Origin of the sequence: Ideonella aquatica, from assembly GCF_018069755.1 — a bacterium.
Classification (GTDB): Bacteria; Pseudomonadota; Gammaproteobacteria; order Burkholderiales; family Burkholderiaceae_C; genus Ideonella; species Ideonella aquatica.
The window spans coordinates 180,787-193,032 of sequence record NZ_JAGQDE010000004.1 but is presented as its reverse complement, the minus strand read 5'-3'; the positions used below and the strand labels follow the sequence as shown (position 1 = coordinate 193,032).

Annotated in this window: 12 protein-coding genes; 7 read left to right on the top strand and 5 right to left on the bottom strand. The window is 70.1% G+C overall.

Annotated features, from left to right (window positions below):
- Nucleotides 1-94: 94 nt before the first annotated feature.
- The 3 genes from KAK06_RS07200 (at nucleotide 95) to KAK06_RS07190 (ending at nucleotide 3,499) form a co-directional block, all read left to right on the top strand.
- On the top strand, nucleotides 95-715 hold the full coding sequence (locus KAK06_RS07200; RefSeq protein ID WP_210801253.1) for a C40 family peptidase: 621 nt from the start codon (nucleotides 95-97) through the stop codon (nucleotides 713-715).
- 68 nt (nucleotides 716-783) lie between these two features.
- On the top strand, nucleotides 784-1,905 hold the full coding sequence (moaA, locus tag KAK06_RS07195; RefSeq protein ID WP_210801252.1) for a GTP 3',8-cyclase MoaA: 1,122 nt from the start codon (nucleotides 784-786) through the stop codon (nucleotides 1,903-1,905).
- Between the two features lie 112 nt (nucleotides 1,906-2,017).
- Nucleotides 2,018-3,499: a hypothetical protein gene (locus KAK06_RS07190; protein WP_210801251.1), complete on the top strand. Its 1,482-nt coding sequence runs from the start codon at nucleotides 2,018-2,020 to the stop codon at nucleotides 3,497-3,499.
- A gap of 21 nt (nucleotides 3,500-3,520) precedes the next feature.
- Here KAK06_RS07190 and rnhA read toward each other — a convergent pair whose 3' ends face one another.
- Together rnhA and KAK06_RS07180 are read right to left on the bottom strand one after the other, a co-directional pair.
- Nucleotides 3,521-3,955: a ribonuclease HI gene (gene rnhA, locus KAK06_RS07185; protein WP_210801250.1), complete on the bottom strand. Its 435-nt coding sequence runs from the start codon at nucleotides 3,953-3,955 to the stop codon at nucleotides 3,521-3,523.
- A complete protein-coding gene (locus KAK06_RS07180; RefSeq protein ID WP_210801249.1) occupies nucleotides 3,948-4,805 on the bottom strand; it encodes a class I SAM-dependent methyltransferase in 858 nt (285 codons plus the stop codon). The genes rnhA and KAK06_RS07180 overlap by 8 nt, the downstream gene beginning before the upstream one ends.
- A gap of 2 nt (nucleotides 4,806-4,807) precedes the next feature.
- On the opposite strand from KAK06_RS07180, the gene gloB reads away from it, so the two are divergent.
- Together gloB and KAK06_RS07170 are read left to right on the top strand one after the other, a co-directional pair.
- Nucleotides 4,808-5,572, top strand: a complete 765-nt coding sequence (gene gloB, locus KAK06_RS07175) for a hydroxyacylglutathione hydrolase (RefSeq protein WP_210801248.1) — start codon at nucleotides 4,808-4,810, stop codon at nucleotides 5,570-5,572.
- 104 nt (nucleotides 5,573-5,676) lie between these two features.
- Nucleotides 5,677-7,170 carry a transglycosylase SLT domain-containing protein gene (locus KAK06_RS07170; protein WP_375140879.1) on the top strand — a complete coding sequence of 498 codons (1,494 nt, stop codon included), beginning with the start codon at nucleotides 5,677-5,679 and terminating at the stop codon, nucleotides 7,168-7,170.
- Between the two features lie 5 nt (nucleotides 7,171-7,175).
- Here the strand turns inward: KAK06_RS07170 and recR are convergent, their stop codons facing one another.
- From recR to dnaX, 3 genes are read right to left on the bottom strand one after another with little or no spacing between them, the layout of a single operon-like run.
- Nucleotides 7,176-7,766, bottom strand: coding sequence for a recombination mediator RecR (gene recR / locus KAK06_RS07165; protein WP_210801246.1), 591 nt, complete (start codon nucleotides 7,764-7,766; stop codon nucleotides 7,176-7,178).
- A gap of 4 nt (nucleotides 7,767-7,770) precedes the next feature.
- Nucleotides 7,771-8,097 (bottom strand): YbaB/EbfC family nucleoid-associated protein, encoded by a 327-nt coding sequence (locus KAK06_RS07160; protein ID WP_210801245.1) that lies wholly within the window; start codon nucleotides 8,095-8,097, stop codon nucleotides 7,771-7,773.
- 50 nt (nucleotides 8,098-8,147) lie between these two features.
- Nucleotides 8,148-10,037: a DNA polymerase III subunit gamma/tau gene (dnaX, locus tag KAK06_RS07155; protein WP_210801244.1), complete on the bottom strand. Its 1,890-nt coding sequence runs from the start codon at nucleotides 10,035-10,037 to the stop codon at nucleotides 8,148-8,150.
- 130 nt (nucleotides 10,038-10,167) lie between these two features.
- Here dnaX and KAK06_RS07150 point away from each other — a divergent pair, with 130 nt between their 5' ends.
- Together KAK06_RS07150 and KAK06_RS07145 are read left to right on the top strand one after the other, a co-directional pair.
- Nucleotides 10,168-11,064 (top strand): hypothetical protein, encoded by an 897-nt coding sequence (locus KAK06_RS07150; RefSeq protein WP_210801243.1) that lies wholly within the window; start codon nucleotides 10,168-10,170, stop codon nucleotides 11,062-11,064.
- A gap of 48 nt (nucleotides 11,065-11,112) precedes the next feature.
- Nucleotides 11,113-12,240: an AIR synthase-related protein gene (locus KAK06_RS07145; protein ID WP_210801242.1), complete on the top strand. Its 1,128-nt coding sequence runs from the start codon at nucleotides 11,113-11,115 to the stop codon at nucleotides 12,238-12,240.
- Nucleotides 12,241-12,246 lie beyond the last annotated feature (6 nt).

Here is a 12,246-nt window from a genome sequence, read left to right as displayed (position 1 = left end):
TCTCGACAACCCGAAGACATTGACGCAAGTTCTTGTATTGCTTGGATTTTTCGTCTTGACACAAGGCTGACGCCTGCCTATGCTGCGCGGCGTGATGGATGTGATTCCCCGAGAGCGCCGCCGCGGCCCGTGCCTGTTGAGCGGCACCGCCCTGGCTCTGGCCCTGCTGTGCGGCAGCGCCTGGGCCAGCCCCGACGGTGCCAGCCCCAAGTCCGGCGACCCGGTGATGCGCCTGCTCGAAGAGCGCGGCGTGCTGTCGGCCGCTGGCACCGACAGCGCGCCCACGCTGCTGTCTCAGGTGCGCGACAAGGCCTCGGACCTGGTGCTCACCGCGATGAATTTCATCGGCGTACGCTACCGCCGCGGCGGCGGCACTGAAGACCAGGGCTTCGATTGCTCGGGCTTCACACGCTACGTTTTCGAGCACAGCGTGGGGCTGGTGCTGCCGCGCCGTGCCGCCGAACAGGCCGCGTCACCCGGTCTGGTTGCCATCCCGATGGAGGACCTCAAACCCGGCGATCTGGTGTTTTTCAACACCATGCGCCGCGCGTTCTCCCATGTGGGCATCTACGTGGGCGACGGCAAGTTCATCCACTCGCCACGCACCGGCGAGCAGGTGCGTGTGGAGGACATGCGCATCGCCTACTGGGCCCAGCGCTTCAACGGTGCGCGCCGCGCGCCGCAGACCACCGAACCGCTGCGTCCTGCCCAGTGAACATGTCCCTGGCCGGGCCGGGCCTGCTTGGGCACGGGTCGGCTTTCAGCCGTTAGCATGCGCAGGCCATGGGTGAAAAAGTCATAGCCTTGTCGGACCTGCGCGCGCTGGCCGACATCCCAGATATCCCCGCCGACGCGCCCGCACCGGACGGTCTGTTGTCCGACGCGCTGGGCCGGCCGCTGCGCGACCTGCGCATTTCGGTCACCGACCGGTGCAACTTCCGCTGCAGCTACTGCATGCCCAAGGAGGTCTTCGACCGGGACTACCGCTTCCTGCCGCAATCCTCGCTGCTGAGCTTCGAGGAGATCACGCGCCTGGCTGCGGTGTTCGCGCTGCATGGCGTGACCAAGCTGCGCCTGACCGGTGGCGAGCCACTGATGCGCAAACACCTGGACGACCTGGTGCGCATGCTGGCCGCGCTGCGCACCCCGTCTGGTGAGCCGCTGGAGCTGACGCTGACCACCAACGGCTCGCTGCTGGCCCGTCATGCGCCGGCGCTGCGCGCGGCGGGGCTGACACGCGTCACGGTGAGTCTGGACGCCCTGGACGATGCCATCTTCCAGCGCATGAACGACGTCGGCTTTCCGGTTGGCGAGGTGCTGGCCGGCATCGATGCCGCGCTGGCCGCCGGCTTCGGCCCGGTCAAGGTCAACATGGTGGTCAAGCGTGGCACCAACGAGCACGAGATCGTGCCTCTGGCCCGCCATATGCGTGACCACTACGGCCCCCAGGTGGTGCTGCGCTTCATCGAGTACATGGACGTCGGCGCCACCAACGGCTGGCGCATGGACGAGGTGCTGCCCAGCCAGGCCGTGCAGGCCTTGCTGGCCGAGGTCTGGCCGCTGGTGCCGCTGCCAGCGCGCTCGCCGGGCGAGACCGCCCAGCGCCTGGCCTACGCCGATGGTCGCGGTGAGGTGGGTTTCATCTCCAGCGTGACCCAGGCCTTCTGCGGCGAGTGCAACCGGGCCCGGCTGTCCACCGAGGGCAAGCTGTTCACCTGCCTGTTCGCCAGCCGCGGCCACGACCTGCGGGCGCTGCTGCGCGGCGGTGCCAGCGATGCCCAGCTGGCCGCAGCCGTCTCGGGCCTGTGGAGCCGACGCAAGGACCGTTACTCCGAGCTGCGCTCGGCCTCCTCGGCGCCGGACGAGCCCCGTCAGCGCATCGAGATGCACTACATCGGCGGCTGAGCCGAGACCCAGGGGTGACCACAATCTAGGGGGACGGGTTGTCCAGGGTGTTTCATGAAGTTGCTACAAAGGTAACATACAGTAACACCCCGAACAGCAACCGGAGAACCCCGTGAGCAGCACCCAGGACATCTATCTCTACAAGTGGTGGTCCAACGAGGACCAGTCGGTCACCATCGACGGTGACATCCGCAGCGTGACCATGGGCCGCGGCAACGACACGGTGACCATCACCGGCAGCGCCGCCTGCATCAACACCTGTGAGGGCGATGACCGGATCCAGGTGGGCGGCCATGTGCAGTCGATCACCGACCTCTTCGGCAGCAACCGGATCACGGTGGGAGGCAACGCCGGCAGCATCACGCTGGGCTCAGGCCATGATGTGATCGACGTGGCGGGCGCGATCAGTTGCCTGAACACCGGCTGCGGCAACGACACCGTGAGCGTTGGCGGCGACCTGGGCACCGGCCTGCTGGGTTGGGGCACGAACACGCTGGACGTGGGCGGCAACGCCGGCACGGTCATTGGCGGCATTGACCAGGACACGGTCAGCGTCGCTGGCAACCTGTGCCTGGCCGACCTGTGCTGGGGCGACAACACGCTGGAGGTGGGCGGCAATGCCGGCACCGTGCTGTCGGGCTGGGGCAACGATCAGGTCAGCATCGACGGCAACCTGTCGCTGGCCTGCCTGGGCGACGGCACCAACCACATCACCGTGGGCGGCGACGCCTGCCACATCAACTCGGGCTGCGGCAATGACCGCTATGTCGTCTTTGGCGACCTGGGCCTGGGCTGCGCGAGCAACGGCAACAACTGCATCAACGTCGGCGGCAGCGCCGGCACGGTGCTGGCCGGCTGGGGCAACGATGGCCTGAACGTGGTCGAGAACCTGTGCCTGGCCAACCTGGGCGACGGCGCCAACATCGTCAAGATCGGTGGCAATGCCGAGCACCTGTACGTGGGCTGCGGCGACGACCTGCTGCTGGTCAAGGGCAGCGTGGGCGACATGCTGCTGGGCAATGGTCTGAACCAGCTCTACGTGGGCGACAACGTCAACTGTGCCGTCACCGGCGGCTGCGGCACCGACCGCGTGTTTGTCGATGGCAACGCCAACATCGCCAACCTGGGCTGGGGCCATGATCAGCTGCATGTGGGTGGCTCGCTGCAATCGGCCTGGCTGGGCGACGGCAACGACCGCGCGTGGGTGGGCGGCACGCTCAGCTGCGTGCTCGACACCGGCTGCGGTGACGACGCTGCCAGCGTCGGCCGCAACCAGGGCGGCGTACAACTGGGTCTGGGCAACGACAACCTCACGCTGGGCAGCTTCTCCAACTGCAGCTGGGTGGACGGCTGCTGGGGCCATGACACGCTGACGCTGGTCGGCCCGGCCTCGCAGTACCAGATCACGGGCTGGAATCCGAGCTGCGTGGCCACCATCACCGACTTGTCGACCGGCGCCAAGATGACCGCCTACGGCATCGAGTCCTTCCAGTTCACGGGATCGCAGCAGGCCGACAGCTTCGACCTGAGCTTCCTCACGACGATCAACACGCACGCCTGCTTCCAGGCCTTCAACCCGCCGCCGGGGCCCTGATCCGGCCACTGGGCGCGTGCGTCAGCGCGCCTGTTCCACCCCCCGGTTGGCGAGCGCATCGGCTCGCTCGTTGCCGGGGTCGCCCGCGTGGCCCTTGACCCAGTGCCAGGACACGCGGTGCCCGGCGACCAGCTCGTCCAGGCGGCGCCAGAGTTCCTCGTTCTTCACCGGCTTGCCATCCGCGGTGCGCCAGCCACGACGCTTCCAATTGTGGATCCAGGTGGTGATGCCGTTCTTGACGTACTCGCTGTCGGTGTAGATCGCCACCGCACAGGGCCGCTTGAGTGTGGACAGGGCCTCGATGACCGCTGTCAACTCCATGCGGTTGTTGGTGGTCTGGCGTTCGCCGCCGAAAAGCTCCTTCTCGTGGCTGCCGGCGCGCAGCCAGGCGCCCCAGCCGCCGGGGCCCGGGTTGCCTTTGCAGGCACCGTCGGTGTAGATCGTCACATCAGTCATGGGGAGCGATTGTCTCGTGCGCCGAGCGCGCACCGCGCCAGTGTCGGTTGGCCGCCACCGCCGGCCCGGCCGCCAGGCGCAGCCGACGCCTCGGCGACAGCCCGACCAGGCGCATGCCACGCACCCGCTTGACCGCCTGCAGCAGGTACACCGCCCCCAGCACCGGCCACCAGCGCTCACCCACACCTTCCATCCAGCGCCAGCGCTGCAGCCAGGCCTGGCTGCGGCAGGGCATGCGGTAGCAACCGAATCGGCCGCGCTCGGGCTCGAGGTGCACCAGGCGCATCCAGTCGCGCAGGCGCCAGTAGCCAATCGCCTCGCCGGTGTCGGGCAGGAACAGCGGTCCGCTGCCCACGCTGGCATTGCGGGCCAGATGGCCCAGACGCTGACGCAGCATCCACAGGCTGGCCGGGTTGAACCCGGACACGATCAGCCGCCCCTCGGGCCGCAGCACCCGTGCCGCCTCGGCCAGCGCCAGGTGCGGATCATCGACCAGCTCCAGCGTGTGCGGCAGCAGCACCAGGTCCAGCGACTCGTCCGGAAACGGCAACGCCTCGGGCTGACAGCGCAGCGTGGCGCCGCCGGTGGGCCGCACGCTGGCGAGGTTGTCGGCTGTCGGCTCCAGGGGGACGGCCGCGGTTGCCTCGTCCAGCTCGCAGGCCAGCCAGCGGTGCGGCATGCGGTTGTTGCGCAGGCCGTCCATCTCGGGCAGGCCCAGCTGCAGCGCATGGAACCCGAAGGAGTCAGCCACCGCCTCGTCCAGCAGGGTCTGCTCCCAGGCCAGCATGCAGCGGCCGGCAGGGGTGTCCAACCACCCCCCCAAATCTATAATCGCGTGTTCGCCAGCCATCGATGGAACTGCTCGCCCTCCCCGCCTTCGCCGACAACTACGTCTGGATGCTGATCCAGGGCACGCAAGCCCTGGTGGTGGATCCGGGCGACGCGTCGCCGGTGTTGCAAGCCCTTGCGCAGCGCGGGCTGACCCTCGGCGGCATTCTAGTGACCCACCACCACGGCGACCACGTCGATGGCCTGGACGCGCTTCGCCCGCATCTGCAGGGCCCGATCTGGGGCCCTGAGGACCGCTGCCTGACCGGCCAGGTGCAGCCGGTGCACGACGGCGACACCCTGCAGTTCGCAGACCTGCCGGTGACGGTGATCGGCGTACCCGGCCACACCAGCACCCACCTGGCTTTTGCCGTGGCGGCAGAACCACCGCTGCTGTTCTGCGGCGACACATTGTTCTCCGCCGGCTGCGGGCGGCTCTTCGAGGGCACGGCCGTGCAGATGCATGCCTCGCTGCAGCGGCTGCTGAGCTTGCCCGCCGGCACGCTGGTCTGCTGCGCCCACGAATACACGCTGGCCAACCTGCGTTTCGCGCTGGCCGCCGATCCCGACAACACCGCGCTGCAGACCCATCTGCGCTGGGTGGAATCAACACGTGCCGACGGCCTCCCCAGCCTGCCCACCACGCTGGCGCTCGAGTGCCAGATCAACCCCTTCCTGCGCTGCGACCAGCCGGCGCTGGTGGCCAGTGCGATGGCGCACGGTGCGGCCAGCGACCGCCCCGTTGACGTGTTTGCGGCGCTGCGCGCCTGGAAAAACGACTTCCGATGACCCTTCACCAACTGTTTCCGTCCCTGCTTGGCTGCTGCATCGCCCTGCTGGCGGCCGGCTGCGCGACCCCATCTGCCGGCTTGACCGGCCCGGTTGTACGGCCCGTGTCCGCGGCGCCGGAGCCGGCCCCGCGCCTGACGCTGCAGCCTCCTGGCAGCGCCATGGTGCTCGATGCCTCCCCCGCCAACCCGCCCAGCGTGCCACCGGCTGCCGCCGAGTCCAGCCCGGTGCGCGCGGCCGAAGCGCCCGCCACGGGGCCGATCGTCGACCCGGTCCACCCGGACCGCGTGGTCGACATGGATGACAGCGCGGCGCGCAGCGACCTGTGGAGTCGCGTGCGCAAGGGCTTTGCCATGCCCGAGCTGTCCGATGACTGGGTGCGCCGCGCCGAGCAGCACTACGGCGGCAAGCCCGACTACATGCGCCGCATGACCGAGCGCGGCGGCCGCTACCTGTTCCACATCGTTGAGGAGGTGGAGCGCCGCGGCATGCCCTCTGAGCTGGCCCTGCTGCCCTTCGTCGAGAGCGCCTTCAATCCCCAGGCCCTGTCCACCGCGCGCGCCTCGGGCATGTGGCAGTTCATGCCAATGACCGGCAAGGACTATGCGCTCAAGCAGAACATCTTCCGCGACGACCGCCGGGATGTGCTGGCCTCCACGCGCGCCGCGCTGGACTACCTCGGCCGGCTCAACAACATGTTCGGCGACTGGCACCTCGCGCTGGCCGCCTACAACTGGGGCGAGGGCAATGTGCAGCGCGCCATCGCCCGCAACCAGAAGGCCGGCCTGCCCACCGACTACAGCAGCCTGCGCATGCCTGACGAGACGCGCTACTACGTGCCCAAGCTGCAGGCCATCAAGAACCTGATCGCCGCGCCCGAGAACTACGGCCTGGCGCTGCCCGAGCTGAAGAACCACCCGTACTTCGTGAGCGTGCCGATCCAGCGCGACATCGACGTCGACCTGGCCGCCCGCCTGGCCGGCATCTCGGTCGAGGAGTTTCGCCAGCTCAACCCGCAGATGAACAAGCCGGTGATCCTGGCTGCGGGCACTGAGCAGGTGCTGCTGCCTTTCGACAACGCCGGCCGTTTCGTTGGCAACCTCAAGGCCCACCATGGCCCGCTGGCCAGTTGGACGGCCTGGGTGGCCCCCAAGACCTTGCGCCCGGCCGATGCCGCCCGGCAAGTGGGCATGAGCGAGTCCGAGCTGCGCGACATCAACCGCATCCCGCCGCGCATGCTGGTCAAGGCCGGCTCGACGCTGCTGGTGCCGCGCACCGCCGGCCGCAACGCCGATGTGTCAGAACACCTGGCGGACAACGCCACGATCGCGCTGGCGCCCGACCTGCCGCCGATGCGCCGCCTGACGCTGCGTGCCGGCAAGCGCGGCGACAGCGTGGCGGCGGTGGCCAAGCGCTACCGCACCTCGCCGGCGATGGTGGCGCAGTGGAACAAGGTGTCGACCAACGCGGTGTTCAAGCCGGGCAGCAGCTACATCGTGATGGTGCCGCAGGCCACCAAGCGCGCGGCGCCGGGCGCCCGTCAGAAGGCCCCGGCCAACACGCGCCGCCCGACGGCGCCCAACCGCACCCGCCGCTGATCCGCTCAGCGGCGGTCGACCAGCGCATGGGCGATCGTCGACAGGTCGACATACTCCAGCTCGCTGCCCGCCGGCACCCCGCGCGCCAGGCGCGTGACCTTCAGGCCGCGGGCGCGCAGTGATTCGCCCAGCACATGCGAGGTGGCCTCGCCCTCGGCGGTGAAACTGGTGGCCAGGATGACCTCTTCCACCTCGCCATCCAGCGCACGGCTCAGCAGACCGTCGGCGCGCAGTTGCTCGGGGCCCTGGCCGTCGATCGGGCTGATGCGGCCCATCAGCACATAGTAGTAGCCGTGGTAGCTGCCCGTGCGCTCCAGGGCGGCCTGGTCAGCCGGTGACTCGACCACGCACAGCTGGCGGCGATCTCGGCCGGTGTCGCGGCAGACCGCGCACACCGGCGCCTCGCTGAAGGTGTGGCAGCGCTGGCAATGCTGGACCGACGCCACGGCGCGCTCCAGCGCCTGGGCCAGCACGCCAGCGCCCAGCCGGTCGTGCTGCAGCAGGTGGTAGGCCATGCGCTGGGCTGACTTCTGGCCGACGCCCGGCAGCCGCCGCAGCGCCTCGACCAGGGTCTCCAGGGCTCCGGGATCGGCCACCGCGTCAGAACGGCATCTTCATGCCGGGGGGCAGCGGCAGGCCGGCGGTCAGCTTGCCCATGCGTTCCTGGCTGGTGGCCTCGGCGCGGCGCACCGCATCATTGAAGGCCGCCGCCACCAGGTCCTCGAGCATGTCCTTGTCGTCGGCCAGCAGGCTGGGATCGATGCTGACGCGGCGCACATCGTTGCGGCAGGTCATCACCACCTTCACCAGGCCAGCGCCGGACTGGCCCTCGACCTCGACCTGGGCCAGTTCCTCCTGGGCCTTCTTCAGGTTGTCCTGCATCTGCTGGGCCTGCTTCATCAGGCCGGCCAATTGACCCTTCATCATCGCGATTTTTCCTTTCGTGGATCGTCAGGCGCCAAGGCGACGCCCGTTGTTCAGTGCGGTCGCACCGTGCCGGGCACGATGCGCGCGCCGGCAAATTGCTGAAGTGCCGCCACCACCAGCGGGTCGGCACGGAAGGCGGCCTCGGCGTCGGCCTGGCGCTGGCGCGCGGCCTCGGCATCGCGCAGCGCGGGGGAGTCCTGGGCCACGCCGGCCTCGGTGGCCAGCACCTGGCTCTCATGGCCGGGCAGCTGGCGCAGCGCGGCCTGCAGCTTGTCCAGCAGCGGCGGGTTGCGCAGGCTGTCGCGTTCGACGCGCAGCGTCCAGCGCGGTCCGTCGGCGGACACCAGTTCAGCCTGCATGGCCAGCTCGCGCGCCAGCGCACTGACCAGCCCCGCCTGGTTGAGTGCGGCCACCGCATCGGCCCAGGCATCGCCCAGCGGCGTGCGGCGCAGGACCACGGCCGGCGCGGGCGCGACCGCCCCAGCCAACTCGATCGGTTCGGCGGCGGCCTCGACCGCCAACGGCGCGGCCGTATCCAGCGCATCCTGTGCGTCGACCGGCGGCGCCTCGTCCATCCAGGGCGGTGGACCATCATCGTCCATCGGCTCGGGCGGACGCGCGGCAGCACGGGCGCGGGCCTTTTCGGCCGCTTCCTGGGCCAGGCGGGCGGCGGCGCTGGTGGGCGCGGGCGCGGACACCGCTGGGGCTGCAGGTGTGGGCGCAGGCAACGGCGGCGCCACCGCAGCGGCCATCGCCGCTGCGCCGGTCGCGCCCGATGCGCCTGCGCTGCGCTCACCCGAACCCGCGTGGCCGCCGGCCGGTCCTCCCAGGCCGCCCGCCCCGGCTGGCGGGAAGGCCAGGAAGCGCAGCAGCACCATCACCAGGCCGGCATGCTCGTCCGGCGCCAGGCCCAGCTCGGCCCGGCCCTGCAGGCAGATGCTGTAAAGCAGCTGGGTCTCGTCGGGGGCCAGCGCGGACGCCAGACGGCGCGCGGGCTCGGTGTCGGGATCGGACGCGTCCAGCGCGCCGGGCACCGCCTGTTCCACCGCCATCTGCTGCAGCAGGCGCGCCATTTCTTCCAGCGTGGCGCTGGCCGACAGACCCTGGCGGCGCAGGCCTTCGCACTCGTCGAGCACAGCGCGGCCGTCGCGACCAGCCAGTGCCGCCACCAGGCGCTGCGCATGGCGGCGATCCACGCTGCCCAGCATGGCGCGCACGCCGCCCTCTTCCAGGCGGCCGCCGCCATAGGCAATGGCCTGGTCGGTGAGCGAGAGCGCATCGCGCATCGAGCCCCGCGCCGCGCGCGACAACAGGCGCAGCGCGCCCGGCTCGGCGGGGATCTGCTCGGCGGTCAGCACCTTCTCCAGGTACTCGGCCACGGTGGGCGGCGCCATCGGCCGCAGGTTGAACTGCAGGCAGCGGCTCAACACCGTGGGCAGCATCTTCTCGGGGTCGGTGGTGGCCAGCACGAACTTGAGGTACTCGGGCGGCTCCTCCAGCGTCTTGAGCAGCGCGTTGAAGGCGTCCTTGGTCAGTTGGTGCGCCTCGTCGATCATGAAGACCTTGAAGCGGCCGACCGAGGGCTTGTAGGCCGCGCGCTCGATCAACTCGCGGATTTCGTCGATGCTGCGGTTGGAAGCGGCGTCGAGCTCGATGTAGTCGATGTAGCGGTCGGCATCGATCTCGCGGCAGGCGCTGCACACGCCGCAGGGGCGCGCGGTGATGCCGCCCTGGCCGTCGGCGCCCTGGCAGTTCAGGCTCTTGGCCAGGATGCGCGAGACCGTGGTCTTGCCAATGCCGCGCGTGCCGGTGAACAGGTAGGCGTGGTGCAGGCGCTGCTGCTCAAGGGCGTGCGTCAGCGCACGCACCACATGGTCCTGGCCAACCATGTCCTCGAAGCTGCGGGGGCGGTACTTGCGGGCCAGGACGACGTAACTCATGCCACGGATTCTAGGCGGCCCCCCGCCCCCCGGGGCGAAGGGGGTGGCGCTGGCGTCCCTGGGGGTTGGGACGGGCGGCAGCGCGGCCGACGATGACGACCTCTTCACCCCGTCCTGACAAGGAGCCCCCATGCCCGTCGTCCACACCCGCTACGTCACCTACACCGCCGCCGGCCGCCGCCGCCATCCGGGCAGCTCGGCCGCCGACATCACGGCACCCTTTGACAATACCGTCAGCAGCTCGCCCTACACCGACTGGGCGCCACCCACAGCCAACTGGACCGACGGTGATGGTGTGGTGCACAGCGCCAACTTCGCCTTCTGGTCGGTCACCGGCAGCGCCAACGGGGCCTACGTCTCCACCAACCCGGCGCTCAGCGTGCCAGTGGGCGACACGCCGATCGGCGTGACCGCCTGGTACCTGCCCACCGGCGGCGATGGCATCGGCGAGCCGGGCACCTACATCGACGCCTTCGATGTCGACGTCGGCGATTTCTTCGACGACGACTTCGTCAGCGTCGCGCCCGACACCGACCTGAGCTTCAATGCCAACGAAGACGGCCTGGTGCCCACCCGCGCGCCCGAGCAGATCACCGCCTTCGCGGCCATCGGCCCGCGCCTGCTGCAGAGCTGGCAGTTGCTGGTCGTGAGCCCGGCGGGGGCCGACAGCGTCAATGGCGCCGTGCTGTCCACCGCCGCCAAGAGCATGGCCGTGGCCTTTGCGTTCTACCAGCGCCCGCGCGGCGGCAGCACCGTGCCCAAGCTGGACGGTCGCGTCTACGAAGCCGGCGTGCGTATCCTCTTCGGCGTGACCGCCGACGGCGGCGGGCTGACCGACAAGGGCCCGGTGCCGCCGTGGGAGCCGCTGGTGCGCGAACTGGCCAATGCGATGGCGTTGGCCTACGCCGGCCGCCAGGGTGGCGCGGAAACGCGCCTGGCCGTGGTCAGCGCGGCGGCCAAGCAGCTGGGCGCCACGGCCGCCAAGCTCAGCCGGGCGATGGTCGAGGAGGCCAAGCAGGGCCTCTGAGGCCAGGCGTCGGTCGGGGGGCGGAGGTCCCTGCGGGATAATCCCGCCATGAGTGCTTCCGCCCCCACCGATCCCGCCGCGCCGCTCAGCTACGAGCAGGCTGGCGTCAACTACGACCTGATCGATCCGCTGAAGGTCGCCGCGCAGCGCGCGGCGGCCGCCACCGCCGGCCACCTGGCCGGCCACGGCTTCACCGAGGTGCCGGCCTCGCGCGGCGAGTCGGCCTATGTGGTCGACGTCGGCCCGTTCTACCTGGCCAGCATCGTCGAATGCCTGGGCTCCAAGGCCCTGGTCGCCGATGAAATGAAGGCCCTGACCGGCCGCAGCTACTACGACGGCATCGCCCAGGACACGATCGCGATGGCGGTCAACGACCTGATCACCGTAGGCGCCACGCCGCTGGTGGTGCAGGCCTACTGGGCCGCCGGTGGCAGTGACTGGTTCGCTGACGGCCAGCGCGCCCAGGCCCTGGTGGCCGGCTGGAAGGCCGCCTGCGACCGCTGCGGCGTGGCCTGGGGCGGTGGTGAGACACCAGCGCTGGCTGGCATCGTCGAGTCGGGCCGCATTGACCTGGCGGCCTCGTGCACCGGCATCATCAACCCCAAGAGCCGGCTCAGCGTGGGCGACCAGCTGGGCGCCGGCGACGCCATCGTGCTGCTGGCCTCCAGCGGCATCCACGCCAACGGCCTGAGCCTGGCGCGCAAGCTGGTCGAGCGCCTGCCGCAGGGCTACCTTACCGAGGTGGCGCCCGGCCTGAGCTATGGCGAGGCGCTGCTGGCCCCGACCGTGCTGTACAGCCCGGTGACCGAGGCCCTGGCCCGGGCCGGGGTGACGGTGCATTACAGCGCCAACATCACCGGCCACGGCTGGCGCAAGCTGCTGCGCCACCCCGCCGAGCTGACCTACCGCGTCCACACCGTGCCTGAGGTGCCGCCGGTGCTGCGCTTTATTCAGCAGCACGCCGGCCACGATGACCGCGAGGCCTACTCCACGCTGAACATGGGCGCCGGATTCGCGCTGTTCGTGCCGCACGCGCAGGCCGAGCAGACGGTGGCCATCGCCCGCGCCCAGGGTGTCGAGGCGGTGCTGGCGGGCCAGGTGGAAGCCGGCGCCAAGCAGTTGCTGATCGAGCCGCTGAACATTCGCTTCGCCAGCGACGATCTGCAACTGCGGTGAGTCCTC

What these genes read in the sequence shown, in the direction of transcription:
- KAK06_RS07200 (WP_210801253.1), top strand. Translation starts at nt 95, where the DNA reads ATGGATGTGATTCCCCGAGAGCGCCGCCGCGGCCCGTGCCTGTTGAGC.
- moaA (WP_210801252.1), top strand. Translation starts at nt 784, where the DNA reads ATGGGTGAAAAAGTCATAGCCTTGTCGGACCTGCGCGCGCTGGCCGAC.
- rnhA (WP_210801250.1), bottom strand. Translation starts at nt 3,955, where the DNA reads ATGACTGATGTGACGATCTACACCGACGGTGCCTGCAAAGGCAACCCG.
- KAK06_RS07180 (WP_210801249.1), bottom strand. Translation starts at nt 4,805, where the DNA reads ATGGCTGGCGAACACGCGATTATAGATTTGGGGGGGTGGTTGGACACC.
- gloB (WP_210801248.1), top strand. Translation starts at nt 4,808, where the DNA reads ATGGAACTGCTCGCCCTCCCCGCCTTCGCCGACAACTACGTCTGGATG.
- KAK06_RS07160 (WP_210801245.1), bottom strand. Translation starts at nt 8,097, where the DNA reads ATGATGAAGGGTCAATTGGCCGGCCTGATGAAGCAGGCCCAGCAGATG.
- dnaX (WP_210801244.1), bottom strand. Translation starts at nt 10,037, where the DNA reads ATGAGTTACGTCGTCCTGGCCCGCAAGTACCGCCCCCGCAGCTTCGAG.
- KAK06_RS07150 (WP_210801243.1), top strand. Translation starts at nt 10,168, where the DNA reads ATGCCCGTCGTCCACACCCGCTACGTCACCTACACCGCCGCCGGCCGC.
- KAK06_RS07145 (WP_210801242.1), top strand. Translation starts at nt 11,113, where the DNA reads ATGAGTGCTTCCGCCCCCACCGATCCCGCCGCGCCGCTCAGCTACGAG.